The sequence below is a fragment of the Streptomyces sp. NBC_00440 genome, assembly GCF_036014215.1.
Taxonomy (GTDB): domain Bacteria; phylum Actinomycetota; class Actinomycetes; order Streptomycetales; family Streptomycetaceae; genus Streptomyces.
The window spans coordinates 5,830,147-5,855,413 of record NZ_CP107921.1; the positions used below are offsets into that span (position 1 = coordinate 5,830,147).

Below are 25,267 nucleotides of genomic sequence, written 5' to 3' on the forward strand. Positions count from 1 at the left end.
CCTGTTACGGGCGACTCCGTTACGGCCGGACCCCTGCGAGGACCGCGATGCGAAAGATCATCCTGACGATGTCGATGTCCCTGGACGGGTACAGCGAAGGACCCGGGCGGGACATCAGCTGGCACCGGATCGACGACGAACTCCACCGCCACGTCAACGCGTACCTGGCGACGCTCGGCGGCTTCCTGGACGGCCGGGTGACCCATGAGCTGATGGCCGGCTTCTGGCCGACCGCGGACGCCGACCCGTCCATCAGCGAGCCGATGAAGGAGTTCGCCGCCATCTGGCGCGAGATGCCCAAGACCGTGTACTCCAGGACCCTGGAGCGGGCCGACTGGAACACCACCGTCGTACGGGAAGTGGTCCCCGACGAGGTGCGCGCGCTCAAGGCCCGGCCCGGCGGGGACCTGTCGCTCGGCGGGGCCGGTCTCGCCGCGTCCTTCATGGCGCACGGGCTGATCGACGAGTTCCACATCTACGTCCACCCGGTGCTCATCGGCGGGGGCACGCCGCTCTTCCCGGCGGCGGGGGCCTTCGCCGGTCTCGACCTGGCGGAGTCACGGAGCTTCGGCAACGGCGTCGTCCTGCTGCACTACCGGCGGGCCGGTGAGTCCGGCCCGGAGTGACCCCCACACGGCCCGCGGGACACGGCTGTGGCCCGCGAGCCCGGCCTGATCGCAACGAAGGCCCTGGTCATGGCCGGTCCGTGACCAGCGTGGCGAGCTGCCTGTGGAGGGTCTCCGCGGCGGGGTGCGGGTCACGGCGTGGTGCGATCGTGTAGATGCCGCGGGTCGGGGGATCGACGAGGCCCACGGTGGTGACGTCGGCCCGCAGCGCGCACGTCAGCACCCCGGGTATCAGCGCGATGGCGTGCCCTGTTGCCACCAGAGCCAGCTTGCCCAGCAGATCGGCCGCGGTGAGGTCGATGCGGGCGCTGACTCCGGCACGGGCCGCGTGCTGGCGCAGCAGGGCCGCCGAGCCGTCGTTGTCCTCGGCCCAGGTCTGGTCGGCCAGCGTCCGGATGTGCACCATGCCTTCCCCGGCCTGCGGATGGCCGGCGGGCAGGACGACGACCATCTCGTCCAGGCCGAGGAACCGCCGCTCCACCCGCGGGTCATGGGCCAGCCCCGGTGGTGCGTCAGTGACGACAGCGATGTCCAGATCGCCGCCGATCACACGCTGGTGCAGCTGCGCGCTCAGACCGGGGACCAGGCTCCAGCGGACGGACCCGGTCTGCTCCAGCAGGGCCCGGATGGCCTCGGGGACGATCCCGGCGGCCAGCGAGGGCGCGGCGCCGACGGCCAGCGGCCGGCTGAACGCCCCGTCGCGAACGTCCCGTGCGGCACGTACGGCGCGGTCGGCCTCATGGAGCGTGGCCAGGGCGTGGCGCCGGAACACCTCGCCGGCAGCTGTCGGACGCACACCACGCGCATGGCGCTCCACCAGGGGCACCCCGATCTGCCGCTCCAGCCCGGCTATCTGCCGGGAGACAGCCGATTGCGTGTGGCTGAGTTCGGCCGCCGCCGCCGACAGCGACCCGAGGCGGCACACGGTCACGAAAGTTCGCCACACACTCAGTTCCATGGAGGCGAGTATGCACAGCCGGTACACACAGCCGGCACACGCCGACGGTATGCCCAACTCGCATGGCCGGCCTGCGAAATCTGCGCTTGTCGCAGCCTTCGCCCTGCACCACTCTTGCGTGCATGACCGCACCACACACGCCATACACCGTCGCTGTCCTCGGCCTGGGGCGCATGGGCGGCGCGATGGCCGCACGACTCGCCGCCCAGGGCTGGGATGTCGTCGGCTGGACACGCTCCGGGCGCACATCGGGCACCGCCGAGGTGACCGGCGACGCGAACGAAGCCGTGGCCAAGGCCGATCTCGTACTCCTGGCACTGTTCGACGGGCCCGCCTGCCGGCAGGTTCTCGACGACGTCCGCGACGCGCTGCGCACGGACACGGTGGTGCTGAACACCAGCACCGTCGCTCCCGCCGAGGCGTCGGAGCTGGCCCGGCTGTGCGGCCCGTCCTACATCCACGCGCCCGTGCTCGGCTCCGTACCGGCTGCCGCCGCCGGAACCCTGCGGATTCTCGCCGCCGCCGGACAGGACGCACTCGACCGGGCCCGGCCGGTGCTGGAAGCGCTCGGCACCGTACGACGCGTCGACGACGCCTCCACCGCCGCCGCGCTCAAACTGATCGCCAACAACAGCCTCGCCGGGGCCGTACTCGCGCTGCGCGACTCACTGCGGCAGGCCGACGCCATCGGACTGAGCCGCGCCCAGGCGCTGGACGTTCTCGAACTGGGCCAGCTCGGTGGGCTCGTGGCCCGCAAACGCTCCTTCCTCGCCGAGCAGCCGGACGCCGGTACGGCCGAATTCACCATCGGTGCGCTGGCCAAGGACATGGACCTGCTGGCCGCCGCGTCGGACACCCCCCTGCGCGGCGCGGCCGGCCTGGCCCACACCCCGGCCGGCCCCGGGGCCGACTTCGCCGTCGCCGCCACGGTCCCCGCCGTGGAGGACGCGGTGCTCGAACCGCTCCGTGCGTACATCCGCGGACACGCCACCGGCGACCCCGTCCACTTCCGCGACGCGTTCCTGCCCACCGCCCATATCGAGGGAATCCGGGACGGCGCATTCGTCTCGTGGCGCCTGGCGGAGTACTGCGCTCTCTTCCAGGGGCGGCCCGCCCCGGACGAACCGGCCCGCTCCCGCCGCATCGACGCAGTCGACGTCCACGGCACCGTCGCGACCGCCACCATGACCCTCCGGCACGGCGCGGACACGTTCACCGATATCTTCCTGCTGGCCCGCGTCAACAGCTGGCGCATCGCCAACAAGGCCTATCACCGGCACTCCTGAGAGAGCGGGGGACCCACTCATGTCCGGCAGGGGCGGGTGGTGAACGGGAAGCCGGGGGCGGCTGGACAGTCCTCATACGCCGAACGTGTCCCGGTGGTCGCCGGCCCAGGTGGCGTAGGTGCGCGCCGCGCGGCCGAGCACGGCCGTCACGTCACCGGTCAGCCGGGCGTTTCGCCCCTCGGCGATGAACCGCTGTCCGTGCACCGCGCCCTCGGCGAACTCCGGGTCCCGGCCGGCGGCGATCAGCTGCTGCTTCACCACGTCCAGCGGCACGTCGACGATCTCGATCGGGCGGCCGAGCACCTTCCGCAGGACGTCCACCTGGTCGGGCAGGCTCAGCAGTTCGGGACCTGTCAGGGTGTACGTCCTGCCCGCGTGGTCCGGCGTGGTCAGCGCCGCGACCGCGACCTCGGCGACATCACGTGGATCGATCACGCCCTGGGCGCCGTCGCCGGTCGGATTGGGAACCGGCTGCCCCGCCCGGATCGTGGCGGCCCAGTGCAGGGTGTTGGTGGCGAAGCTGCTGGGCCGCAGGACCGTCCAGGCCGCATCGCCCTGGTGCAGCGCCCGCTCGCCGGGGAGGTGCCAGGCGCCGACCCGGAGCCCGGTGTTCTCGCCGGTGCCGATGGCCGACAGCTTCACCACCCTTCCGACGCCGTGGGACCGTACGGCGTCGAGCATCGCCAGGTCGTGCTGCTCGATCCAGGGACCCGGCGCGTTCAGCAGGAAGACCGCGTCGGCCCCGGCCACCGCGGCGTCGAGGGAGTCACGGTTGCCGTAATCCGCCTGTACCGCCTGTACCAACTCCGCGGGCAGACGCGCGCCTTGAGGATTCCGCGTCATGGCCCTGACCCGCTCGCCGCGCTCTGTCAGGATCCGGACCACTTCAGTGCCGATGGTGCCTGTCGCACCCGTTACAAGGATCATGCCGAGCACTCTGCCGCCCGCTGCCGCACGGCTATAGGAAAAATCGGCAGTGCCCCGGAGCGTCCGGCGTGAACGCGATGATCCCGACGCCCGCGCTCCGGCCCTGGATCGCGGACGTGACGCTGATGCGGCCCGACAGCGCTCTGCCACTGGTGCACCTGCCCGACGCCGCCACCGCACTGGTCTACCGCAGGACCGGTGCGCGGGACGGCGACCTGCGCGTGGTCGGCCCGCGCAGCCGGGCCTCCTGCCATCCGGGCAAGGAACTGCCGATGTGTGTCAGGGTCCGGCTGCGTCCTGGCGCGGCCAGGCCGGTGTTCGGTGTCCCGGTCAGCGAACTGCGTGACCGGGCCGTACCGCTCACCGACCTGTGGGGCGACCGGGCGACCCGGCTCGCACACCGGCTCAACGAGCTGACCGGCCCAGGACCGGCTCTGCGGAGCATCGAGGAGGCACTGCTCGAAGGCCTGCACCACGGATCGGAGTCACGCGGCACGGACGCACACGACCTGCTGCTCCGCGAGGCCGTCGATTCGCTGTCCACCACGGGCGAACGGGTCGCCGCGCTCGCCCGGCGGTTGTCGGTCAGCGAACGCCACCTGCGCCATCTGTTCACCGACCGGATCGGTCTGCCGCCCAAGCGCTTCGCCCGGATCCAGCGCGTCCGCACCGTGCTGGCCGGGGCGGGCTCCGCGAGGCTGGCGGGCCTCGCATCCGACACCGGCTACTACGACCAGTCCCATATGACGGCCGACTTCCACACACTCATGGGAGTGTCACCGGCGGCCTTCCGCGCCGGCCGCCTCCCGGCCACGACTCCGTGCGCCGCGTGAAGCAGTCGCGTGAAGCAGCCGTGTGAAGCAGGCAGACCAACCGGTGTCCGCCCCGTACGGCTGTGGCCCGCGACCCCGGTGAGGGGGTGCGGGCCACAGCCGTACGGAGCGGGGGGTCAGCTCTGGGTGTCCTCGCCGCCCAGGTGGTGCACCCGGACCATGTTGGTGGTGCCGGGGACGCCGGGGGGCGAGCCCGCGGTGATGATCATGCGGTCGCCGTCGCTGTAGCGCTTGAGCTTCAGCAGCTCGGCGTCGACCAGCTCGACCATCGCGTCGGTGTTGTCCACGTGCGGGACCACGTACGCCTCGACGCCCCAGCTCAGCGCGAGCTGGCTGCGGGTCGCCTCGTCCGTGGTGAAGGCCAGGATCGGCTGGCAGGTGCGGTAGCGGGAGAGGCGGCGGGCCGTGTCGCCGGACTGGGTGAAGGCGACCAGCGCCTTCGCGTCCAGGAAGTCCGCGATCTCGCAGGCCGCACGGGCCACCGAACCGCCCTGGGTACGCGGCTTCTTGCCGGGCACCAGCGGCTGGAGGCCCTTGGAGAGCAGCTCCTCCTCGGCGGCGACCACGATCTTCGACATCGTCTTGACGGTCTCGACCGGGTACGCGCCCACGCTCGACTCCGCGGAGAGCATGACCGCGTCGGCGCCGTCGAGGATGGCGTTGGCGACGTCGGACGCCTCGGCGCGCGTCGGGCGCGAGTTGGTGATCATCGACTCCATCATCTGGGTCGCGACGATCACCGGCTTGGCGTTGCGGCGGCAGAGCTCGATGAGGCGCTTCTGCACCATCGGGACCTTTTCGAGCGGGTACTCGACGGCCAGGTCGCCACGGGCGACCATGACCCCGTCGAAGGCCGCGACGACACCCTCCATGTGGGCGACCGCCTGCGGCTTCTCGACCTTGGCGATGACGGGGACCCGGCGGCCCTCCTCGTCCATGATCTTGTGCACGTCGATGACGTCGCTCGCGTCCCGCACGAAGGAGAGCGCGACCAGGTCGCAGCCCATCCGCAGCGCGAACCGCAGGTCGTCGATGTCCTTCTCGGACAGGGCCGGGACGTTCACCGCTGCGCCGGGCAGGTTGATGCCCTTGTGGTCGGAGATGACACCGCCCTCGATGACGATGGTCCTGACCTCGGGGCCCTCGACCTCGACGACCTTGAGCTCGACGTTGCCGTCGTTGATCAGGATCGGGTCGCCCTTGACGACATCGCCGGGCAGGCCCTTGTAGGTGGTGCCGCAGATGGTCTTGTCACCCGCGACGTCGTCGGCGGTGATGGTGAACTCGTCACCGCGTACCAGCTCGACGGGGCCCTCGGCGAAGGTCTCCAGGCGGATCTTGGGGCCCTGGAGGTCGGCGAGTACCCCCACGGCGCGGCCGGTGTCCTGGGAAGCCTTGCGGACGCGGTGGTACCGCTCCTCGTGCTCCGCGTGGGACCCGTGGCTCATATTCAGACGGGCCACATTCATGCCGGCCTCGATGAGCGTTTTCAGCTGCTCATAGGAGTCGACGGCTGGGCCCAGTGTGCAGACGATTTTGGAACGGCGCATGAGGCGGATCCTATCGGTTTGTTTCGCAACGGAATATTCCGTCTGGCGGAAAGTACAAATGGGCGGCAGGGTGCTCAGGTGTCAGTCATTCACCAAGGCGTATACCTGCTGCGCGATTTCACGTTCCTCGTCCGTCGGAACCACGGCCACAGCCACCCGGGAACCCTCCGGAGAAATCAGCCGGGCTTTGTCGGAACGCACGGCATTGAGCCCGGCGTCGACCGCGAGACCCAGCCCGTCGAGCCCCGCGACGGCGGCCGCGCGCACCGGAGCCGAGTTCTCGCCGACGCCCGCGGTGAATGCCACCGCGTCCACCCGGCCGAGTACCGCGGTATAAGCCCCTATGTACTTCTTCAGCCGGTGTATGTAGATGGCGAATGCGAGTTCCGCCCGCCGGTCGCCCTCGTCCATCCGGCGGACGATCTCCCGCATGTCATTGTCCCCGCAGAGCCCGACCAGACCGCTTTTCTTGTTGAGCAGCGCGTCGATCTCGTCCACGGACATTCCGGCCACCCGGGTGAGATGGAAGATCACGGCCGGATCGATGTCACCGGAACGCGTCCCCATCACCAGGCCCTCCAGCGGCGTCAGCCCCATGGAGGTGTCCACACAGACCCCGCCTGCCACCGCGGACGCCGACGCCCCGTTGCCGAGGTGCAGCACGATGACGTTGACCTCGTCGGGTGTCCGGCCCAGCAGCGCGGCGGTCTTCCGCGAGACGTACGCATGGGAGGTGCCGTGGAAGCCGTACCGGCGGATGCGGTGGGCGTCCGCGGTCTCCACGTCGATGGCGTACCGGGCCGCGGACTCCGGCATCGTCGTGTGGAACGCGGTGTCGAACACGGCCACTTGGGGAAGGTCGGGGCGCAGCTCGCGGGCGGTGCGGATGCCGATGATGTTCGCGGGGTTGTGCAGCGGGGCGACCGGCACCAGGCGCTCGATCTCCTGGAGCACCGCGTCGTCCACGACGGTCGGAGCGGTGAACCGCAGCCCGCCGTGCACCACCCGGTGGCCGATCGCCGCCAGCTCGGGGGAGTCCAGACCGAGCCCGTCGGCGTCCAGCTCGGCCGCGACGGCCTTCAGCGCCGCGGCGTGGTCGGCGATATGGCCGCTCTGCTCACGGGTGGAGCCGCCGTGCGCGAGGAGCGTGTGCATACAGCGCGAGGCCGCCTCGCCGATCCGCTCGACCAGCCCCGTCGCCAGCTTGCTGCCGTCCGCCATGTCCAGCAGCTGGTACTTCAGCGACGAGGAGCCGGAGTTGAGAACGAGAACACGGGTGGCGGTCATGCGGATCCCTCCTGGGCCCGGCTCCGGCCCTCGCCCTGAGCCTGGATCGCGGTGATCGCGACGGTGTTGACGATGTCCTCGACGAGCGCGCCGCGCGACAGGTCGTTGACGGGCTTGCGCAGCCCCTGGAGCACCGGGCCCACCGCCACGGCGCCGGCCGAGCGCTGCACGGCCTTGTAGGTGTTGTTGCCGGTGTTGAGGTCGGGGAAGATCAGTACGCTGGCCTGTCCCGCGACCGGCGACCCGGGCAGTTTGGTGGCGGCCACGGACGGCTCGACCGCCGCGTCGTACTGGATGGGCCCCTCGATCAGCAGATCCGGCCGGGCCGCCCGGACCAGCTCGGTGGCCCGGCGCACCTTGTCGACGTCCGCGCCCGAGCCCGAGGTGCCGGTCGAGTACGAGAGCATCGCGATGCGCGGCTCCACACCGAACTGCGCGGCGGTCGCCGCCGCCTGGATCGCGATGTCCGCCAGCTGCCGGTCGTCCGGGTCGGGGTTGACCGCGCAGTCGCCGTACGCGAGCACCTTGTCGGCGAGGCACATGAAGAACACCGACGAGACGATCGACGCGTCCGGCTTCGTCTTGATGATCTCGAAGGCGGGGCGGATCGTGGCGGCCGTCGAGTGCACCGCGCCCGAGACCATGCCGTCGGCCAGGCCCTCCTGGACCATCAGCGTGCCGAAGTACGAGGCGTCGGCGACCACGTCGTAGGCCAGCTCGACCGTGACGCCCTTGTGCGCGCGGAGCTTCGCGTACACCTCGGCGAACCGCTGGCGAAGCTCCGATGTCACCGGGTCGGTGACATCGGCGAGCGATACGTCGATGCCCAGGTCGGCCGCCTTCTTGCGGACGGTCTCCGGATCACCGAGCAGCGTCAGGTCGCAGACCCCGCGGCGCAGCAGGATGTCGGCGGCGCGCAGCACCCGTTCCTCGGTGCCCTCGGGCAGCACCACCCGGCGGCGGTCGGCCCGCGCGGTCTCCAGCAGCTCGTGCTCGAACATCATCGGGGTGACCCGGCCGCTGCGGGCCACCGAGAGCCGGTCGAGCAGCTCCGCGGTGTCCACATGGCGCTCGAAGAGGCCGAGCGCGGTCTCCGCCTTGCGCGGGGTCGCCGCGTCCATCCGGCCCTCCAGGGCGAACAGCTCACCCGCGGTCGGGAACGAACCGCCCGTCACGGCGACCACCGGGGTGCCGGGCGCCAGCCGCCCGGCCAGCTTGAGGATCGCCTCACCGGGACGCTCGTCCAGCGTCAGGAGCACACCGGCGATCGGCGGGGTGCCCGCGCTGTGCGCGGCGAGCGAGCCGACCACCAGGTCCGACCGGTCGCCGGGGGTGACGACCAGGCAACCGGGCGTCAGCGCGTTCAGCAGGTTCGGCAGCATGGCCCCGCCGAACACGAAGTCCAGCGCGTCCCTGGCCAGCCCCGCCTCGTCGCCGAGCAGGACGGTGCCGCCCAGCGCGTGGCTGATCTGGGCGACCGTCGGCGCGGCCAGCGCCGGCTCGTCGGGCAGCACCGAGCACGGCACCGGAAGCTGCGTGGCCAGCTGTGCGGCCAGCTCGGCGCGGTCGCCCGGGGCCACCCGGTTCACCGCCATGGTGATGACGTCGCAGCCCAGCGCCTCGTACGCGCGGTAGGCGTTGCGGGTCTCGGAGCGTACGGACTCGGGCGGCTGCCCCTTGCCGCCGACGACGGCGATCACGGACGCACCGAACTCGTTCGCCAGCCGGGCGTTCAGGGCCAGCTCGTCGGGGAGCTGGGTGGCCGCGAAGTCGGTGCCGAGGACGAGCACCACCTCGTACCCGCGCGCCACCTCGTGGAAGCGGCCGACCAGGTGCGAGACCAGCTCGTCGGTGCCCTGCTCGGCCTGGAGGGCGGATGCCTCGTGGTAGTCCATGCCGTACACCGACGCCGGGTCCTGGCTCAGCCGGTAGCGGGACCGCAGCAGCTCGAACATCCGGTCAGGACCGTCGTGCACCAGCGGCCGGAAGATCCCGACCCGGTCCACCTGGCGGGTGAGGAGTTCCATGACCCCCAGCTCGACGACCTGGCGGCCGTCGCCGCGGTCGATCCCGGTCACGTACACGCTGCGCGTCACGCGTGTTCTCCGTCCTCTGCCTCATGTGCCTCGTGCTGGTGTTTCCGGGCCTCCCGGACAGCGCCGCCGGGACCCGGGGGGCGCTCGCCGGGGCCCCGCGCGCCCTCTTGACAGTACCCTCGGGGCTGGCTAGGCCGCCTGTCCACGCCTGCGTACGGGACGGCCGCGACGACCCCACGGCGAGCGGCCGTGGAAGAATCGGCACGGCTCGCAGGTACCACTAGGAGCAGGAGAATCAGCACGATGCGCATCGGAGTCCTCACCGCGGGCGGCGACTGCCCCGGTCTCAATGCCGTCATCCGGTCGGTCGTGCACCGTGCCGTGGCCGGGCACAACGACGAAGTCATCGGCTTCGAGGACGGCTTCAAGGGCCTGCTGGACGGCCACTACCGCCCCCTCGACCTCAACGCGGTCAGCGGCATCCTCGCCCGCGGCGGCACCATCCTCGGCTCCGCCCGCCTGGAGCGCGACCGGCTGCGCGAGGCCGCCGAGAACTGCGCCGAGCTGACCGAGCGGTACAGCATCGACGCGCTCATCCCGATCGGCGGCGAGGGCACCCTCACCGCGGCTCGGATGCTCTCCGACGCCGGGATGCCCGTGGTGGGCGTCCCCAAGACCATCGACAACGACATCTCGGGCACCGACCGCACCTTCGGCTTCGACACGGCCGTCGGTGTCGCGACCGAGGCGATCGACCGGCTGAAGACCACCGCCGAGTCGCACCAGCGCGTGATGGTCGTCGAGGTCATGGGCCGGCACGCGGGCTGGATCGCCCTGGAGTCCGGCATGGCGGGCGGCGCCCACGGCATCTGCCTGCCGGAGCGCCGCTTCGAGGTCGACGACCTGGTGAAGATGGTCGAGGAGCGCTTCTCCCGCAGGAAGCGGTTCGCGGTCATCTGCGTCGCCGAGGGCGCACACCCGGCGGAGGGCTCCATGCCGTACGAGAAGGGCGTCATCGACCAGTTCGGACACGAGCGCTTCGCCGGTATCGGCACTCGTCTCGCCGTCGAACTGGAGACCCGGCTCGGCAAGGAGGCCAGGCCGGTCATCCTCGGCCATGTCCAGCGCGGCGGCACCCCCACCGCGTACGACCGCGTCCTGGCGACGCGCTTCGGCTGGCACGCGGTGGAAGCGGTGCACCGCGGAGACTTCGGCAACATGACGGCGCTGCGCGGCACGGACATCGCGATGGTGCCGCTGGCGGACGCGGTGACCCATCTGAAGACGGTCGACGAGAGCCGGATGTACGAGGCGGAGTCGGTCTTCTAGGGCCCTTTGTCCAGCCCCCTGTCCAGTCCCCTGTTCAGTCCCCGGCGAGCTCCCAGAACCGCACCACGATCGCGTCCAGGAACGCCTGCCCCGCGTCGCCCGTGCCGGCCGACTCCGTGGACCCCCAGTTGAGGGTCGCCACCATCAGCGCCTGGTAGTCGGAGTGCAGCTGTTCCAGCACCCGCTCCAGCTCGGTGCGGGGCAGCGGCACGAGCTTGGCCGTGGCTTTGACGTGGGCCTGCCAGCGGGTCGTTACCGCGCTGCTCAGGATCCCGGCCAGCTCGCCGTCGCGGCCCGTCGCGGTCAGGAACGCCGCCGGGGTCAGCGACAGGGCATCGGCGAGCGCGGCCGACTGGCGTTCGTTGCCCCGCCAGCGGCCCGACTCCTCGACCTTGAGATACGCCCCGGTGTCCATGCCGACCTGCTGGGCGACGTCCTCCGGCGCCATCCCGCGGGCCAGCCGGTGCTCGCGCAGGGTGACCGCCTCCATCAGCAGGTCACCGGGGGAGCACCACAGCACCCCGGCGAGCGCCGTCAGTTCCCGTGCGGTCGGTGACTGGAGGCCGCGTTCCCAGGCGGCCACCACATCCGGCGTGACGAGCAGTCCGTACTGGGCGCGGAGCCCGTAGGCGACGTGGCCGGGTGCCATGCCCAGCGCCTCGCGGAGGCGACGTGCGGCGGGAGCATCGAAGGGCGGGGTCTGGTGCACGGGCACACGGTAAGGGCAAGTGTGGTCCCGCGAATACGGGTTGTTCACACAGTCTTGATATGTGGAGAAAAGTACGGGAGGCCATCTCCGTCTCGCCTCCCCCCGGGCTCACCCCTTGACCGCCCCTCCCAGCGCGAAGCCGCCGCCCAGCCGCCGTGAGATCAGGATGTACAGCACCAGAACGGGCGTGGAGTAGAGGATCGAGAAGGCCGCCAGCTGACCGTAGGCCACTGATCCGTAGTTGCCGAAGAGCGTAAAGATCGTGACGGACGCGGGCAGCTGGTCCGGGCTGAGCAGCAGCATGAACGGGACGAAGAAGTTCCCCCAGAGCATGATGAACGTGTAGATCATCACGACCGTCGCCCCCGGCCCCATCAGCGGCAGCACCACCCGCCGCAGAGTCTGTGCCATGGACGCCCCGTCCGTCCAGGCCGCCTCCTCCAGCACCTTCGGGACACCGTCCATGAAGTTCTTCATGAGCCAGATGGCGAAGGGGAGTTGGGATGTGGCGAGGAAGAGGGCGGTGCCGTACACCGTGTCGATCAGATTGACCTGGACGAAGAGTCCGTACACCGGGACCATGACCGCGGTGATCGGCAGACAGGTCGAGAAGAGGATCGTGAGCAGATACGGCCGGTTGAACCGGGAGCGGTAGCGGGAGAGCGGGTACGCCGCGAGGACCGCGCAGACCACCGTCAGCACCGTCGCGCTGCCGCAGAGCACCAGGCTGTTGAGCATCGGCGTGAAGGTGATCTCGTCGGTGAGGACCGCCGAGAAGTTGTCCAGGGTGGGCGACGCCGGCACCCGTACCCGCAGGTTCGCCCCGTCGTCGAACGAGGCCAGCACCAGCCAGGCCAGCGGCAGTACGAACGCGGCGGCCACCACGAGCAGCGCCGCGTCCGCTGCCAGCCTGCGCCGGGTGCGGCGGGACAGCACCGTGTGCACCGGGGGCATCAGACCTCCACCTTCATCAGCCGGAGATAGACGACCGAGAAGAGCGACCCCACCAGGAGCAGCAGCAGCGCCACCGCGGTGCCGTAGCCGATGAGGCTCTTGTTGAACGCCTCGTCGTACATGAAGACCGGCAGCGTCTGGCTCCGGTCGCCGGGGCCGCCGCGGGTCATCGCCCAGATCAGTCCGAACACCGAGAGGGTCTGCAGGGTGTTGAGCATCAGATTGGTGCCGATCGAACGCCGGATCATCGGCAGCGTGATGTGCCACACCGCCCGCCAGCCGCTCGCGCCGTCCACCTCGGCGGCCTCGGTGATCTCCTCGGGGATCTCCGCGAGCGCCGCCGAGTAGATGAGCATCGAGAAAGCGGTGCCGCGCCAGACGTTGGCGAACGACACGGCGAGGATCGGCAGGGTGAACAGCCAGTTCTGGCCCGGGAGATGGAGCCAGCCCAGCACCGCGTTGAGCGTGCCCTCGCGGCGGAAGAACGCGTACAGCAGAAAGGCCGCGACGATCTCCGGCAGCACCCAGGCCGTGATGACCAGGGCACCCGTCAGCGTGCGGAGCGGACGGGAGGCGCGGCGCATCAGACCGGCCAGCGCCAGCCCCAGCGTGTTCTGGCCGACGACCGACGAGACGAAGGTGAAGACCAGGGTGAGCCACACGGCGTTACGGAACCGCGCGTCGGAGAGCGCCCGCCGGAAGTTGGCCAGCCCCACGAAGTCCGTGTGGGACGAGCCGGTGAGCTGCATGTCGGTGAAGGCGATGTAGACGCAGTAACAGATGGGCCCCGCCAGGAAGAGCAGCAGCAGAAGCGTGGCGGGGGCCAGCGGCAGCCAGCGGACCGGCTGCCGCCGCACTCCCGTCCCACTGCCGGTCCCAGGGCCCGCCCCAGTACCCGTCCCGGCGCCCGTGACGGTGCCGGGCGCGGTGCCCGTCCGGCTCGCGGTGCTCATCCGGTCCTGTCGACGACCGCGCCGCCGGTGACCGACTTCAGCTGGTCGTCGTACGACTTCGCCGCACCGGCCGGAGTGGAGTCACCGGTGGTCACCGACTCCAGGGCCTCGCCGATCGCGGACGACACCTGCGGATAGACGGGCAGCGCGGGCCGGTAGTGGGTGTTCTTCACCAGGGAGGTGAAGAACTTGATGCCCGGCATGGAGTTCAGATACTTCGGATCCGCCGCCACGTCGTCGCGCACCGCGATCTGCGCGTCGGCGATGTCCCACCGGACGGCGTTCTCCTTCTGCTGCATCTGCTGGATGAACTCCCAGGCGAGCGCGGCGTTCTTGGACTTCTGCGGGATCGCCCAGGTCCACCCGCCGGACATCGAGACCTCGCCGGGTGCCTGCCCGCGCTGGGTGGGCATCGGAGCCTGCCCGAGCGTGGTGCTCCACTCCGGCCACTTCTTGGTGCCGTTGCCGAGCCAGAGCTGTCCGAGCCAGGACCCGTCCAGATCGATGGCGAGTTTGCCCTCGGGCAGCAACTCGGTACCCACCGTCGTGTTGATGTTGGCGTCGAGGGCGTCCGACGGGTCGGGGCCCAGCTTCTCGCCGTACACCGTGTGTACGAAGTTGAGCGCGTCCTTGAAGCCCTTGCCCCCGGCGACCCACTTCTTCGCCGCCGGGTCGTAGAGCGGGTCGGCGCCGGTCCCGTACAGCAGCATCTCGAAGCCCTGCATCACCGCGACCTCGCCGGGCGCCTTGCCGGTGTAGACGTTCAGCGGGATGACGCCCGGGAGCTTCTTCTTGATGGTGCGGGCGGCGTCCAGCACATCCGCCCAGCTCTTCGGATGCCAGTCGGCGGGCAGCCCCGCCTTGGCGAACAGCTTCTTGTTGAACCAGAGCCCGCGGGTGTCCGTGCCGTCCGGGACGCCGTACGTCTTCCCGTCCCCGGCCTTCGCCGCCGACTTCGCGGTGTCCACGAAATGGCTCCAGGCCGGCCACTTCGCCAGATAGTCGTCCAGCGGACGCAGATACCCGGCCTTGATGTCGGAGTTGATCCGGAACGTGTCCTCGTAGACCAGGTCGGGCGCCGTCCTGGGGGAGCGCATCATCTGCTGGACCTTGGTCGCGTAGTCGTCGTCCGGCGCCTGGATGGGGACGAGTTCGATCTTCTTGCCGGGGTGTGCCTTCTCGAACTGCTTCTTCATGGAATCCAGGAACTGGTCCTTGAAGCGGACGTTGTTGTCCGTGTTCCGGTTGTAGGCGACCTTGACGGTGTCCGGATCGCTGCCGGAACCACTGCCGCAGGCGGTGAGCGATCCCGCGGCGATGACGGTGGCTGCGGCGGCGAGGATGAGCGGGGCGGTGGGGCGCACGGGCACGACCTCCTCTGGCGCGAACCGCTGTCAGCGGCTGCCCGGCGAAGGTATGGCGGCCCGCAATTCAAGGTCAATGCCTGTGCATGACAACGTTGTTGAGGTGCCCCGGCCGCCCGTCCCGCCGGCCGCCGGGCCGTGCGGAAAGCCGGTACGCGCCGCTACGGCCGGCTCAGCCAGCGGTACTGGAGTTCCGGGCGCCCGATCTGCCCGTACTGCGGGCGGCGCACGGCCCGGCCGGTCGTCACCAGATGCTCCAGATAGCGGCGCGCGGTGATCCGCGAGATACCGACCGCCTCCCCGGTCGCGGTGGCCGTGGCCCCGCCGGCCGCCGCCCGCAGTGTGCGGGTCACCGCCTCCAGCGTCGGCGCGCTCAACCCCTTGGGGAGCGAGGCCGGTTCGGGCGTACGCAGGGTGGCGAGCGCCCGGTCCACCTCCTCCTGGCCGCTTGCCTCGCCCGCCGCGGCCCCCCGGAAGTCGGCGTACCGCACCAGGCGGTCCCGCAGGGTGGCGAAGGTGAACGGCTTCAGCACGTACTGCACGACACCGAGTGAGACCCCCTCCCGTACGACGGCGAGATCGCGCGCCGAGGTCACCGCGATGACGTCGGCGCTGTGCCCCGCGGTGCGCAGCGACCGGACCAGCTGGAGGCCGTGGCCGTCGGGCAGATGCAGGTCGAGCAGCAGCAGGTCGACGGGGGTGCGGTCCAGGATCCGCACGGCCTCCGCCCTGGAGTGGGCCTTTCCGGTCACGGTGAACCCGGGCACCCGGCCCACGTACAGCTCGTGCGCGTCCGCCGCGACCGGGTCGTCCTCGACCACCAGCACCCTGATCACGCCGGGGTCACCCCATGCACCCTGTCCCCACCCGGGGTCACCTCATGCACCCTGATCACGCCGGGGTCACCTCCTGTCGGACCGGCAGCCGGACGACGAACTCCGGGCCCGCCGCCGTGACCGTACCCCCGCTCCGCTGGACGGTCTGCCTGACCAGGGCCAGGCCGAGGCCCCGGCCGGTGCTCTTCGTCGACCAGCCGAGCCGGAAGACGTCGTCGCCCGGGGCGACGCCAGGACCGGTGTCGCGGACCCGGATCAGCAGCTCGCCGTCCGCCGCGCGCACCGTCACGGTGACCCGGGCGCCCTCGCTGCCCTGGGCGGCGTCGACCGCGTTGTCGATGAGGTTGCCGAGGATCGTGACCAGGTCGCGGGCGGGCAGCAGTCCGTCGTCCAGGACACTGTCATCGGCCAGCACCAGTTCGACCCCGCGCTCGTTGGCCTGCGCCGCCTTGCCGAGCAGCAGCGCGGCCAGCACCGGTTCGTCCACGGCGCCCACCACCCGGTCCGTGAGGGTCTGCGCCAGTTCCAGCTCCCCGGTGGCGAATTCCACCGCCTCCGCGGCCCGCCCCAGCTCGATCAGGGAGACGACGGTGTGCAGCCGGTTGGCGGCCTCATGGGCCTGCGCGCGCAGCGCCTGGGTGAAACCGCGCTCCGAGTCCAGCTCGCCGGCGAGCGCCTGGAGCTCGGTGCGGTCGCGCAGGGTGACCACCGTGCCCCGGTGCTCGCCCGACGAGACCGGGCGGCTGTTGACGACCACGACCCGGTCGGCGGTCAGATGTACCTCGTCCACCCGGGGCCCGTCGGCGAGCAGCAGCCCGGTGAGAGGGGCGGGCAGCCCCAGATCGGCGGCGCTGCGGCCCACCACGTCGTCGCCGAGCCCCAGCAGTTCCCGGCCGCCGTCGTTGATGAGCGCGATACGGCGGCCGCTGTCCAGCATCAGCAGCCCCTCCCGTACGGCGTGCAGGGTGGCCTGGTGGTAGTCGTGCATCCGGCTCAGCTCGGCCGGGTTCATCCCGTGCGTGTGCCGGCGCAGCCGCGCGTTGATGACGTACGTGCCGATGCCGCCCAGCGCGAGGGCCACCCCCGCGAACCAGAGCAGCACACTCACCTGCGCCTGGAGCTGCGCGTCGATCCGGTCCACGGTGATGCCCGCGCTGACCAGTCCCGTGACCCTGCCGTGCGCGCTGCCGTCGGCCCGGACCGGGGTGACGACCCGGGCGGACGGGCCGAGTGTGCCGGTGTACGTCTCGGCGTACGTCCTGCCGTGCAGCGCCTCCGCGGTGTGGCCGAGGTAGTGCTCACCGATCCGGGCCGGGTCGGGGTGCGTCCAGCGGATCCCGTGCACGTCCATGATCGTCACGAAGGCCACCCCCGTGGAGCGGCGCACCTGCTCGGCGTACGGCTGGAGCACCGCCGACGGGTCGTCGGAGACGGTCGCCCGGCGCACGGAGGGGGAGAGCGCCACGGCGGTCGCGGCAGCGGTGGCCTGGCGCCGGGCGGCCGCCTGGGCCTGGCGCTGGTCCGACACATAGCTGAACACCGCGCACCCGGCCACGATCACCGCGACCAGCACGACCTGCATCGCGAAGAGCTGGCCGGCCAGGCTGCGGGGCCGGGGGGTGCGTATGCGCATGGCCGACAGTCTGCACGCTGCGAAATGCGTGAACGAAATGCACGTAAGGGTGACCGCGGTCACAGGCTGTTGGAGAGTCGCGGGGATCCACCGGGATGGTCAGGGATGTGGATCGGACGTGGACCGGACGTGGACCGGACCTGCACGAGGAGGCAAGCGTGTCCGCAGAGAAGCGGGACCGTACGCACTATCTGTATCTCGCGGTGATCGCCGCTGTGGTGCTCGGCATCGTGGTCGGCTTCGCCGCACCCGGGGTCGCCGTCGAACTCAAGCCGCTGGGCACCGGGTTCGTGAATCTCATCAAGATGATGATCTCGCCGATCATCTTCTGCACGATCGTGCTGGGGGTCGGCTCGGTCCGCAAGGCGGCCAAGGTCGGCGCGGTCGGCGGTCTCGCACTCGGCTACTTCCTGGTGATGTCGACGGTGGCGCTCGCCATCGGCCTCGTCGTCGGGAACGTACTGGAGCCGGGCTCCGGGCTGCATCTGACCGAGGCGGTGCGGCACGCGGGCGCCGCGCAGGCCACCGGCGGAGGGGATTCCACCGCGGACTTCCTCCTCGGGATCATCCCGACGACGATGATCTCCGCCTTCACCGAGGGCCAGGTCCTTCAGACACTGCTGATCGCACTGCTCTGCGGGTTCGCGCTCCAGGCGATCGGCCCGGCGGGGCGGCCGGTGCTGCGCGGTATCGAGCACATCCAGCGGCTGGTGTTCCGGATCCTCGCCATGATCATGTGGGCGGCCCCGGTGGGCGCGTTCGGCGCGATGGCCGCGGTGGTCGGCGAGACCGGCGTGGACGCGCTGAAGTCACTGGCCGTCATCATGATCGGCTTCTATCTGACCTGCGCGCTCTTCGTCTTCGTCGTGCTCGGCGCGCTGCTGCGGCTGATCGCGGGCATGAACATCTTCATGCTGCTGAAGTACCTGGGCCGCGAGTTCCTGCTGATCCTCTCGACCTCGTCGTCGGAGTCGGCGCTGGCGCGGCTGATCGCGAAGATGGAACATCTGGGCGTGAGCAGGCCGGTCGCCGGGATCACGGTCCCGACCGGGTACTCCTTCAACCTCGACGGCACCGCGATCTATCTGACGATGTCGGCCCTCTTCGTCGCCAACGCGATGGACAAGCCGCTGAGCGGCGGCGAGCAGATCTCGCTCCTGCTCTTCATGATCGTCGCGTCGAAGGGCGCGGCGGGCGTCACCGGCGCGGGCCTCGCCACGCTCGCCGGAGGTCTCCAGTCGCACCGCCCCGACCTGGTCGACGGGGTCGGCCTGATCGTCGGCATCGACCGCTTCATGAGTGAGGCGAGGGCGATGACGAACTTCGCCGGGAACGCGGTCGCGACGGTGCTGGTGGGCACCTGGACGAAGGAGATCGACAAGGCACGGGCGGTGGAGGTGCTGGCCGGCCGGTTGCCGTTCGACGAGGCGACGCTGATGGACGACCGGCCGGAGGGTGCTGCGGACGGCGAGGCCGCCGGGCCCCGGGAACAGCAGGATGTGCCGCCGTCCCGGGACGGCGGCAAGGAGCCGGCGGCCAGGAGCTGACAGTCAGGCGCTGACAGCCTGGGCCGGTTCGTCACGGTCGGTCGGCTCAGCCCGGCAGCGGTACCGACGCCGCTGCCGGGCAGCCCGCCCAGTGGTCGTCGACGACGCCGACGGCTTCGAGATAGGCGTAGACGATGGTGGTGCCGACGAAGGTGAAGCCGCGCCGCTTGAGGTCCTTGCTGATCCGGTCGGAGAGCTCGGTGCTGGTCGCAAGGGGGTCGCCCGGCCCCGGCCGGTTGACGACCGTTTTTCCGTCGGTCCACTGCCAGAGGTAGGCGTCGAACGAGCCGAACTCCTTCTGTACGGCGAGGAAGGCGCGGGCGTTCTTGACCAGCGAGGCGACCTTCAGCCGGTTGCGTACGATGCCGGGGTCGCCGAGCAGCTCCGCCAGCTTGCCTTCGTCGTACTCTGCGATCCGCACCGGGTCGAATCCGTCCAGCAGCCGCCGGTAGTTGGCCCGCTTGTTGAGCACGGTCGACCAGGAGAGCCCGGCCTGGGCGCCCTCCAGGACGAGGAATTCGAAGAGGTAGCGGTCGTCGTGTGACGGGCGGCCCCACTCCTCGTCGTGGTAGGCGGCCATCAGGTCGGAGCTGTCCGCCCAGACGCAGCGGTGTTCGGCGTGCTTCATACGGATTCCCTGGAGACGCGGTCGGGCTATGGGTGCGGTTGGTCCGGGTCACGGAGTTGCGGGTGGCCGATTGGTCGGGTCACGGAGTTGCGAGCGGTCGGTTCACATGCTGTCACCCACCACTGACAACGGGCCCCGAGTCCATTCCGCACCGGCCTGCCTCCGCCTCCCGCACCCCTGCTGACCTGGTACGACGCGCAGCCCTGAGCCGCGCCGCGCGGTGCGCGTGGCCGATGTGACGCGGAATGCCCACACTGGGAGGGGCGGACAGAACCGGACAGAACGCCGACGCCCCCTCCTCGCTCCCGATCCTCGTCGCACCCTCCACCCCGCGGAAGGCAGGGAAGGCCCCATGACATCCACGCCCGCATCTCCCCGCGCCATGCAGGTCGCCGAGCCCGGCGGCCCCTTCACCCTCGTACGCACCGAACTCCCGGAACCGGGACCTGGCCATGTCAGGATCACGGTGGAAGCGTGCGGGGTCTGCCACTCCGACGCGATGATCACCGGCGGAATGCTGCCCGGAGCGACGTTCCCCGTGACCACCGGCCATGAGATCGCGGGCCGGATCGACACCCTCGGCGCGGGCGTCGAGGGCTGGGATACCGGGGACCGGGTCGCGGTCGGCTGGTACGGCGGCAGCTGCGGCTACTGCGAGGCCTGCCGGGAGGGCGACGGCATCAACTGCGACCGGCTGGAGATTCCCGGCGCCGCCTATCCCGGCGGCTATGCCGACACGGTCGTCGTACCGGCGGTCGCCCTGGCCCGCGTCCCCGACGCCCTGACCTCCGTCGAGGCGGCCCCGCTGGCCTGTGCGGGCGTCACGGTCTTCAACGCGCTGCGGCGCAGCGCGGCCGGCCCGGGTGACCTGGTCGCGATCCTCGGGATCGGCGGACTGGGCCATCTCGGCGTGCAGTTCGCGGCGAAGATGGGGTTCCGTACGGTGGCGATCGCCCGCGGCGCGGAGAAGGCGAAGCTCGCGTACGGCCTCGGAGCCAGGCACTACATCGACAGCACGGCCGGGAATGTCGCCGACGAACTCCAGGAGCTGGGCGGCGCGAAGGTCGTCCTCGCCACGGTCACCAACGGCCCGGCGATGACGGCGACCTTCGACGGCCTGGGCCGGCGCGGTGAACTCATCGTGGTCGGCGCCACCCCCGACGAAATGACGTTCAGCGGCCTGCAGTTCATCACGGGCACGAAGAAGGTCTACGGCCACGCGTCCGGCACCGCGGTGGACACCGAGGACACCCTGCGCTTCGCCGAGCAGACCGGCGTCCGCTCGTGGACCGAGGAGGCACCGCTGGAGGAGGCGGACGAGGCGTTCGCCAGGATGATGTCGGGCTCAGCACGCTTCCGGATGGTCCTCACGACGGGGCGCTGACCGGGGCGGGTTCCGGGGTGCCGCCGTCCGTCGCCCCGTGCGGACGGTGACGGTGCGGTCACTCCACCGCGCCCTGCCGACGGAAAAGCGACCCAAAACAACAAGGCGCATGATTTGAGGGGTGGTTGGCAGTACAACGTTGTCAGCACGTAATGAATCGGGGGGCAATGAGACTGAGCAGACATCTGACGCCGGGCCGACGCCGCCGCGCCAACGCCGTCTGGCTGCTGGTGGGGGCAGTGTTGCTGGGCGGCGCGATGGCGCTCGGCTCGCTGGCGGGCAACACCGAGCGGGTCACCCGCCTGTGGGTGGTCGCGGCGGTCGCCGGTAACGGCACCGCCCGGGTGACCGAGGTGATCGACTACGACTTCGGCCGGGGTCTTGAGGACAAACACGGTATCTACCGGGATGTGCCCGGTCTCTCGGACATCGCCGATGTGAAGGCGACGGTCGACGGCCGGCCCGTTCCGGCCGAGACGGAGTACCTGTCGGAGCATGAGACGCGGATCAGGATCGGTGACCCCGACCGGACGATCAGCGGTGTGCACCGCTACCGCATCGAGTACCCCCTGGCGAGGGTGGCGCCCGGACACCGCCTCGCCTGGAACGCGGTCGGCGCCGGCTGGGCCGTCGCGCTGGACGACATCAGGATCCAGGTGACTGCGCCGTTCGCCCTGGCCCGCCCCCGGTGCGTGAGCGGGGGCACCGGATCCCGCAGCAGTGCCTCCTGTACGGTGTCCGCGCCCGAACAGGGCAGCCTGGTCGCCGAGTTGCCCGGGCTGCGGGCCGGGCAGGGGGCCACTCTGTACTCCGCCGATGGCGGCCGGGTCGCGTCCCGGTCGGCGCAGACCGTGCCGTCCGCCGCGATCCCCCGCGCCGCGGGCCGTGCACACCCGCCGCTGCTCTGGATGTACGGCACCGCCGCCGCACTGGTCGCGATGGCGCTGACCGCAATGCTGTTGCGGCGGGCCGGGCGGAGCCCGCTGCACGACGAGGGCGGGCTGGAGGCGGCCGGGCCGGGCGCGACGGACGGCAAGCGCATACGCAGGGTGGACCTGAGCCGTCTCGCCGCCTCCCGGCCGCGGGCCGCCGCGCCGCCGGAGGGCCTCGATGCCGCACGCGCCGGGGTCCTCTTCGCCGGACGTGTCCTGCCCGAGCACAAGGTGGCCCTGCTGATGCACGCGCACGAGCGGGGCTGGCTCACCATCTCGCAGCGGGACGCGCCGGTCCTCTCCCGGAAGCGGTCCGAGGAGGAGGCGTCCCGCGAAGCCGACGCGATGACGCGCGATGCGCTGAAAGCCATCTTCGGCAACCGGGACTCCCTCACCCTGGACCACTACGACTACTACTTCGGCAAGGCGTGGGAAGGGCTCGACACCGACCTGCGCGAGTGGCTGGAAACAACCAGCGGCCTCTGCGACCCGGCCGGGCCGCGCCGCAGCCGCCCGGCACGCAGGGCAGGTGTCGCAGCGACCCTGACCGGCCTGGCGTCGGCGCTCACAGGGGCGGTGCTGAGCGGGCACCCGGAACACCTGTGGAGGGGCTGGGCGGTGGCGGGTGCCGTCGTCGCCGGTGCGGGTCTTGCCCTGGCGGTCCGTGCCTGGGAGATGCACACGCTCACCCCGCACGGCGCACGCCAGTGGCTGCGCGTGGCGGCTTTCCGGAAGTACCTGGCGCATCCCGACAAGCCCGTCGGCGACACCATGAGCGAGGAGGATGTGCGCAGGTACACCGGCTGGGCCGTGGCCCTGGGCGAGGCGGACCACTGGTCGGCGGCGGCCGAGGCCTCCGCGCAGCGCCCCGGTCACCCTGCCGTGCACGACCACCGTCACCTGCACACCTCGGCCCTGGCGGCCTCCCTCACCTCTGCGGCGGCCACGTCCAGTACGTCGCCGCCGTCCGATTCCTCCTCGGGCTCGTCAAGCAGCGGCTCGGTCGGTGGCGGAAGCGGCGGGGGCGGAGGCGGCTCCTGGTAGGCGCCGGGGCGGGGGTGCGGTAGGTGAGTGGTCGGGCGTACCGCAAAACCTCTGCGACAGAATCGAGTTGATCCTTTCGCCGGGGCTGACCGGCATCAACCCCCGTGCGCCGCGCCGTCCCCCCGGCCGAGCGCCGACCTCACCACTGCGGCCGCGCGCGACGCCGGTACGCCCGCTGTCATCAGCAGGGTGCTGGCTGCCGCCGCTCCGCCCTCCTCCGCCGGGAGGGCCCCTTCGTTGACGGCCTCCATCAGGCCGAAGAGCGCCTGCTCGTGGACGTACGACAGGGCCGCCGCGGTCAGGGGTGAAGTGAACGCGCCCTCGTCCAGGCCGTATTGGATGAGCGCCGTGCAGATCTCCCGTACCGGGGTGAGGCGCTGTTTGATGCCCGCCATGGTCACGCTGCGCTGGGCCAGTGCGACCAGCAGCCGGTAGCGGTCGGCGATCTCCCAGACCGCGAGGGTCGCGCGGGCCAGTGCCTCGGCCGGGTCGCTGATGCCTTCGCGGCCGGTGGCGTGGGCCTCGACCACGGCGGCCGTCGCGTTGTCCACGAGCGCGCCGATCAGCGCCTCGCGGCTCGGGAAGTGGCCGTAGACCGTGCGGCGTACGACTCCGGCCGCGCGCGCGATCTGGTCCATCGAGGCGTCCGGGTCGTGCAGCAGCTCGGTGAGCGCCACATCCAGGATGCGGCGGCGGTTGGCGTCTGCTCGTCCGGAAGTCACGGGCCCCATTTTGCACCGCGCCGGGAAGCGCGCTAAATTGCACAGCAGCGTGTAATTGCACAGTGATGTGCAAGTAGGTGTTGGCGTGTGCGGTCGGCGTGTGCCAGTGGACGGGAGTGGTGGAACGTCATGAACCTCGTGGTGAAGCAACCGGTGGCGGAGATGGCAGGGCCGTACCGGCGCCGCTGGTGGGCGCTGCTGGTGCTCTGTCTGAGCCTGCTGATCATCGTGATGGCGAACACCGCCCTGACGGTCGCGGCCCCCGACATGACACGGGACCTGGGGCTCAGCAGCGCCGACCTCCAGTGGGTCATCGACGGCTACACCGTCCCGTACGCGGCGCTGATGCTGCTGCTCGGCGCGATCGGCGACAAGTACAGCAGGCGCGGCGCGCTCGTGCTGGGGCTCGTCGTCTTCGGCGGGGGAGCGGTCGCCGGGTCGCTGGTCGGCAGTGCGACCGGCGTCATCGCGGCCCGCGCCGTCATGGGGGTCGGCGCGGCGATGATCATGCCGGCCACGCTCTCACTGCTCGCCGCGAGCTTCCCGCGCGCCGAGCGGGCCAAGGCGATCGTCCTGTGGACGGCCACCGCCGGGCTCGCCATCGCCGCCGGCCCGCTGGTCGCGGGGGCGCTGCTCCAGCACCACGGCTGGGCCTCGACGTTCCTGATCAACGTACCGATCGCGGTACTCGCCATCATCGGCGCCTTCGTCCTCGTACCCCCGTCGAAGGCAGGCCACCACGGCCGGATCGACTACGTGGGCGGGCTGCTCTCGGTGATCTCCGTCGGCGCCCTCGTCTACATGATCATTGAAGGTCCGCACTTCGGCTGGGGCGCCAAGGCCGTCACCGCCGCTGTCGTGGCGGGCGCCGGGTTCGTCGTGTTCGTGCTGTGGGAGCTGCGGCACCCGCGACCGGTGCTCGACGTACGGCGCTACCTCGACCGCGGGTTCGCCGGGTCGAATCTCGCCGTCGCGCTCTTCTTCCTGGCCGTGTTCGGTGCCTTCTACTACCTGACCCAGCACCTCCAGTTCGTCCTGGGCTTCGACGCCTTCGAGACCGGGGTCCGGATGCTGCCGCTGGCCGGCGCGGTCTTCGTCGGCTCGGCGCTGACCGGGATCCTGACGCCCCGGCTCGGGATGCGCGTCACGGTCACCGCGGGCATGGTCGGCGGCACGGCATCGCTGGCGCTGCTCACCCGGATCGACGCGGGCTCGGGCTACGGGGAGTTCGTCCTGCCCCTGGTCCTGCTCGGCCTGGCCATCGGCCTCGCCCTCTCGCCGTGCACCGACGCGATCATGGGCGCCTTCCCGGAGTCCGAACTCGGCGTCGGCGGCGCGGTCAACGACACCTCGATCGAGCTGGGCGGCTCGCTGGGCATCGCGATTCTCGGGTCGGTGCTCTCCGGCGCGTACTCCTCGCACCTCGCGGACACGGTCGGCGGGAAGCTGCCCGCCGGTGCGCTGAGCACCGCGCAGGACTCGGTGGGTGCCGGGCTCGCGGTCGCCGAGAAGGTCGGCGCCAAGGCGGGGCCCGAGCAGGCGCACGCCCTGGTGGACGCGGTGAACGGCGCCTTCTCGCAGGCGGTCGCCCACACCAGCCTGGTCGGCGCGGTGATCCTCGGGGTGGGCACGGTGCTGGTCGCCGTCCTGATCCCGGGCCGCGGCCGGCGTACGGAACCGGAGGCGGCGCCCGCGGAGGAGCCGGCGACCACCGCGGCCTGAGGCCGCC

The 25,267-nt window shown here is 71.0% G+C and carries 21 protein-coding genes; 8 read left to right on the plus strand and 13 right to left on the minus strand.

What is annotated here, in order from left to right; all coding sequences use genetic code 11:
* Positions 1-47: 47 nt before the first annotated feature.
* Positions 48-626, plus strand: a complete 579-nt coding sequence (locus OHB13_RS26300; protein WP_328378698.1) for a dihydrofolate reductase family protein — start codon at positions 48-50, stop codon at positions 624-626.
* Between the two features lie 67 nt (positions 627-693).
* Here OHB13_RS26300 and OHB13_RS26305 read toward each other — a convergent pair whose 3' ends face one another.
* Complete coding sequence (locus OHB13_RS26305) at positions 694-1,584, minus strand: LysR family transcriptional regulator (RefSeq protein ID WP_328378699.1); 891 nt, start codon at positions 1,582-1,584, stop codon at positions 694-696.
* A gap of 122 nt (positions 1,585-1,706) precedes the next feature.
* On the opposite strand from OHB13_RS26305, the gene OHB13_RS26310 reads away from it, so the two are divergent.
* Positions 1,707-2,870 carry a nuclear transport factor 2 family protein gene (locus OHB13_RS26310; protein ID WP_328378700.1) on the plus strand — a complete coding sequence of 388 codons (1,164 nt, stop codon included), beginning with the start codon at positions 1,707-1,709 and terminating at the stop codon, positions 2,868-2,870.
* A gap of 72 nt (positions 2,871-2,942) precedes the next feature.
* On the opposite strand, the gene OHB13_RS26315 is transcribed toward OHB13_RS26310, so the two are convergent.
* Positions 2,943-3,797 carry an NAD(P)H-binding protein gene (locus OHB13_RS26315; RefSeq protein WP_328378701.1) on the minus strand — a complete coding sequence of 285 codons (855 nt, stop codon included), beginning with the start codon at positions 3,795-3,797 and terminating at the stop codon, positions 2,943-2,945.
* Positions 3,798-3,874: 77 nt separating this feature from the next.
* Here OHB13_RS26315 and OHB13_RS26320 point away from each other — a divergent pair, with 77 nt between their 5' ends.
* Positions 3,875-4,630, plus strand: a complete 756-nt coding sequence (locus tag OHB13_RS26320) for an AraC family transcriptional regulator (protein ID WP_328380392.1) — start codon at positions 3,875-3,877, stop codon at positions 4,628-4,630.
* Positions 4,631-4,746: 116 nt separating this feature from the next.
* On the opposite strand, the gene pyk is transcribed toward OHB13_RS26320, so the two are convergent.
* The 3 genes from pyk to pta form a co-directional block, all read right to left on the minus strand.
* Entirely contained in the window at positions 4,747-6,180 is a 1,434-nt protein-coding gene (gene pyk, locus OHB13_RS26325) for a pyruvate kinase (RefSeq protein ID WP_266852908.1), read from the minus strand.
* An 81-nt stretch (positions 6,181-6,261) separates the two neighbouring features.
* The gene (locus OHB13_RS26330) at positions 6,262-7,467 is read right to left on the minus strand and encodes an acetate kinase (RefSeq protein ID WP_328378702.1); all 1,206 of its coding nucleotides are present in this window, start codon (positions 7,465-7,467) and stop codon (positions 6,262-6,264) included.
* A complete protein-coding gene (pta, locus tag OHB13_RS26335; RefSeq protein WP_328378703.1) occupies positions 7,464-9,563 on the minus strand; it encodes a phosphate acetyltransferase in 2,100 nt (699 codons plus the stop codon). The genes OHB13_RS26330 and pta overlap by 4 nt, the downstream gene beginning before the upstream one ends.
* 243 nt (positions 9,564-9,806) lie before the next feature.
* Between pta and OHB13_RS26340 the strand changes: the two genes are divergently transcribed.
* Positions 9,807-10,832: an ATP-dependent 6-phosphofructokinase gene (locus OHB13_RS26340; protein WP_266852903.1), complete on the plus strand. Its 1,026-nt coding sequence runs from the start codon at positions 9,807-9,809 to the stop codon at positions 10,830-10,832.
* 34 nt (positions 10,833-10,866) lie between these two features.
* Here the strand turns inward: OHB13_RS26340 and OHB13_RS26345 are convergent, their stop codons facing one another.
* From OHB13_RS26345 to OHB13_RS26370, 6 genes are all read right to left on the minus strand, one after another.
* Entirely contained in the window at positions 10,867-11,541 is a 675-nt protein-coding gene (locus OHB13_RS26345) for a helix-turn-helix domain-containing protein (RefSeq protein ID WP_328378704.1), read from the minus strand.
* Between the two features lie 108 nt (positions 11,542-11,649).
* Positions 11,650-12,495, minus strand: a complete 846-nt coding sequence (locus OHB13_RS26350) for a carbohydrate ABC transporter permease (RefSeq protein WP_266852900.1) — start codon at positions 12,493-12,495, stop codon at positions 11,650-11,652.
* A complete protein-coding gene (locus OHB13_RS26355) occupies positions 12,495-13,448 on the minus strand; it encodes a carbohydrate ABC transporter permease (protein WP_328378705.1) in 954 nt (317 codons plus the stop codon). Before OHB13_RS26355 ends, OHB13_RS26350 begins: the two co-directional genes overlap by 1 nt.
* Complete coding sequence (locus OHB13_RS26360) at positions 13,445-14,812, minus strand: extracellular solute-binding protein (RefSeq protein WP_328378706.1); 1,368 nt, start codon at positions 14,810-14,812, stop codon at positions 13,445-13,447. The genes OHB13_RS26355 and OHB13_RS26360 overlap by 4 nt, the downstream gene beginning before the upstream one ends.
* Positions 14,813-14,973: 161 nt before the next feature.
* Positions 14,974-15,648 (minus strand): response regulator, encoded by a 675-nt coding sequence (locus OHB13_RS26365; RefSeq protein WP_266852894.1) that lies wholly within the window; start codon positions 15,646-15,648, stop codon positions 14,974-14,976.
* 55 nt (positions 15,649-15,703) lie between these two features.
* Positions 15,704-17,281: a sensor histidine kinase gene (locus tag OHB13_RS26370; protein WP_328378707.1), complete on the minus strand. Its 1,578-nt coding sequence runs from the start codon at positions 17,279-17,281 to the stop codon at positions 15,704-15,706.
* A gap of 95 nt (positions 17,282-17,376) precedes the next feature.
* Here OHB13_RS26370 and OHB13_RS26375 point away from each other — a divergent pair, with 95 nt between their 5' ends.
* Positions 17,377-18,828 carry a cation:dicarboxylate symporter family transporter gene (locus OHB13_RS26375; protein WP_266852890.1) on the plus strand — a complete coding sequence of 484 codons (1,452 nt, stop codon included), beginning with the start codon at positions 17,377-17,379 and terminating at the stop codon, positions 18,826-18,828.
* 46 nt (positions 18,829-18,874) lie between these two features.
* On the opposite strand, the gene OHB13_RS26380 is transcribed toward OHB13_RS26375, so the two are convergent.
* Entirely contained in the window at positions 18,875-19,456 is a 582-nt protein-coding gene (locus tag OHB13_RS26380) for a DNA-3-methyladenine glycosylase I (protein WP_328378708.1), read from the minus strand.
* A 352-nt stretch (positions 19,457-19,808) separates the two neighbouring features.
* On the opposite strand from OHB13_RS26380, the gene OHB13_RS26385 reads away from it, so the two are divergent.
* On the plus strand, positions 19,809-20,840 hold the full coding sequence (locus OHB13_RS26385; protein ID WP_266852886.1) for an alcohol dehydrogenase catalytic domain-containing protein: 1,032 nt from the start codon (positions 19,809-19,811) through the stop codon (positions 20,838-20,840).
* Positions 20,841-21,007: 167 nt separating this feature from the next.
* Complete coding sequence (locus OHB13_RS26390; protein ID WP_328378709.1) at positions 21,008-22,816, plus strand: DUF2207 family protein; 1,809 nt, start codon at positions 21,008-21,010, stop codon at positions 22,814-22,816.
* Between the two features lie 95 nt (positions 22,817-22,911).
* Here OHB13_RS26390 and OHB13_RS26395 read toward each other — a convergent pair whose 3' ends face one another.
* Entirely contained in the window at positions 22,912-23,547 is a 636-nt protein-coding gene (locus OHB13_RS26395; protein WP_328378710.1) for a TetR/AcrR family transcriptional regulator, read from the minus strand.
* Positions 23,548-23,667: 120 nt separating this feature from the next.
* Between OHB13_RS26395 and OHB13_RS26400 the strand changes: the two genes are divergently transcribed.
* Positions 23,668-25,260 carry an MFS transporter gene (locus tag OHB13_RS26400; protein ID WP_266852883.1) on the plus strand — a complete coding sequence of 531 codons (1,593 nt, stop codon included), beginning with the start codon at positions 23,668-23,670 and terminating at the stop codon, positions 25,258-25,260.
* Positions 25,261-25,267 lie beyond the last annotated feature (7 nt).

Excerpts from the sequence above, each read along its gene's own strand:
- OHB13_RS26300 (WP_328378698.1), top strand. The coding sequence starts at position 48 with ATGCGAAAGATCATCCTGACGATGTCGATGTCCCTGGACGGGTACAGC.
- OHB13_RS26305 (WP_328378699.1), bottom strand. The coding sequence starts at position 1,584 with ATGGAACTGAGTGTGTGGCGAACTTTCGTGACCGTGTGCCGCCTCGGG.
- OHB13_RS26310 (WP_328378700.1), top strand. The coding sequence starts at position 1,707 with ATGACCGCACCACACACGCCATACACCGTCGCTGTCCTCGGCCTGGGG.
- OHB13_RS26315 (WP_328378701.1), bottom strand. The coding sequence starts at position 3,797 with ATGATCCTTGTAACGGGTGCGACAGGCACCATCGGCACTGAAGTGGTC.
- OHB13_RS26320 (WP_328380392.1), top strand. The coding sequence starts at position 3,875 with ATGATCCCGACGCCCGCGCTCCGGCCCTGGATCGCGGACGTGACGCTG.
- pyk (WP_266852908.1), bottom strand. The coding sequence starts at position 6,180 with ATGCGCCGTTCCAAAATCGTCTGCACACTGGGCCCAGCCGTCGACTCC.
- OHB13_RS26330 (WP_328378702.1), bottom strand. The coding sequence starts at position 7,467 with ATGACCGCCACCCGTGTTCTCGTTCTCAACTCCGGCTCCTCGTCGCTG.
- OHB13_RS26340 (WP_266852903.1), top strand. The coding sequence starts at position 9,807 with ATGCGCATCGGAGTCCTCACCGCGGGCGGCGACTGCCCCGGTCTCAAT.
- OHB13_RS26350 (WP_266852900.1), bottom strand. The coding sequence starts at position 12,495 with ATGCCCCCGGTGCACACGGTGCTGTCCCGCCGCACCCGGCGCAGGCTG.
- OHB13_RS26355 (WP_328378705.1), bottom strand. The coding sequence starts at position 13,448 with ATGAGCACCGCGAGCCGGACGGGCACCGCGCCCGGCACCGTCACGGGC.
- OHB13_RS26370 (WP_328378707.1), bottom strand. The coding sequence starts at position 17,281 with ATGCGCATACGCACCCCCCGGCCCCGCAGCCTGGCCGGCCAGCTCTTC.
- OHB13_RS26375 (WP_266852890.1), top strand. The coding sequence starts at position 17,377 with ATGGTCAGGGATGTGGATCGGACGTGGACCGGACGTGGACCGGACCTG.
- OHB13_RS26380 (WP_328378708.1), bottom strand. The coding sequence starts at position 19,456 with ATGAAGCACGCCGAACACCGCTGCGTCTGGGCGGACAGCTCCGACCTG.
- OHB13_RS26385 (WP_266852886.1), top strand. The coding sequence starts at position 19,809 with ATGACATCCACGCCCGCATCTCCCCGCGCCATGCAGGTCGCCGAGCCC.
- OHB13_RS26390 (WP_328378709.1), top strand. The coding sequence starts at position 21,008 with ATGAGACTGAGCAGACATCTGACGCCGGGCCGACGCCGCCGCGCCAAC.
- OHB13_RS26395 (WP_328378710.1), bottom strand. The coding sequence starts at position 23,547 with ATGGGGCCCGTGACTTCCGGACGAGCAGACGCCAACCGCCGCCGCATC.
- OHB13_RS26400 (WP_266852883.1), top strand. The coding sequence starts at position 23,668 with ATGAACCTCGTGGTGAAGCAACCGGTGGCGGAGATGGCAGGGCCGTAC.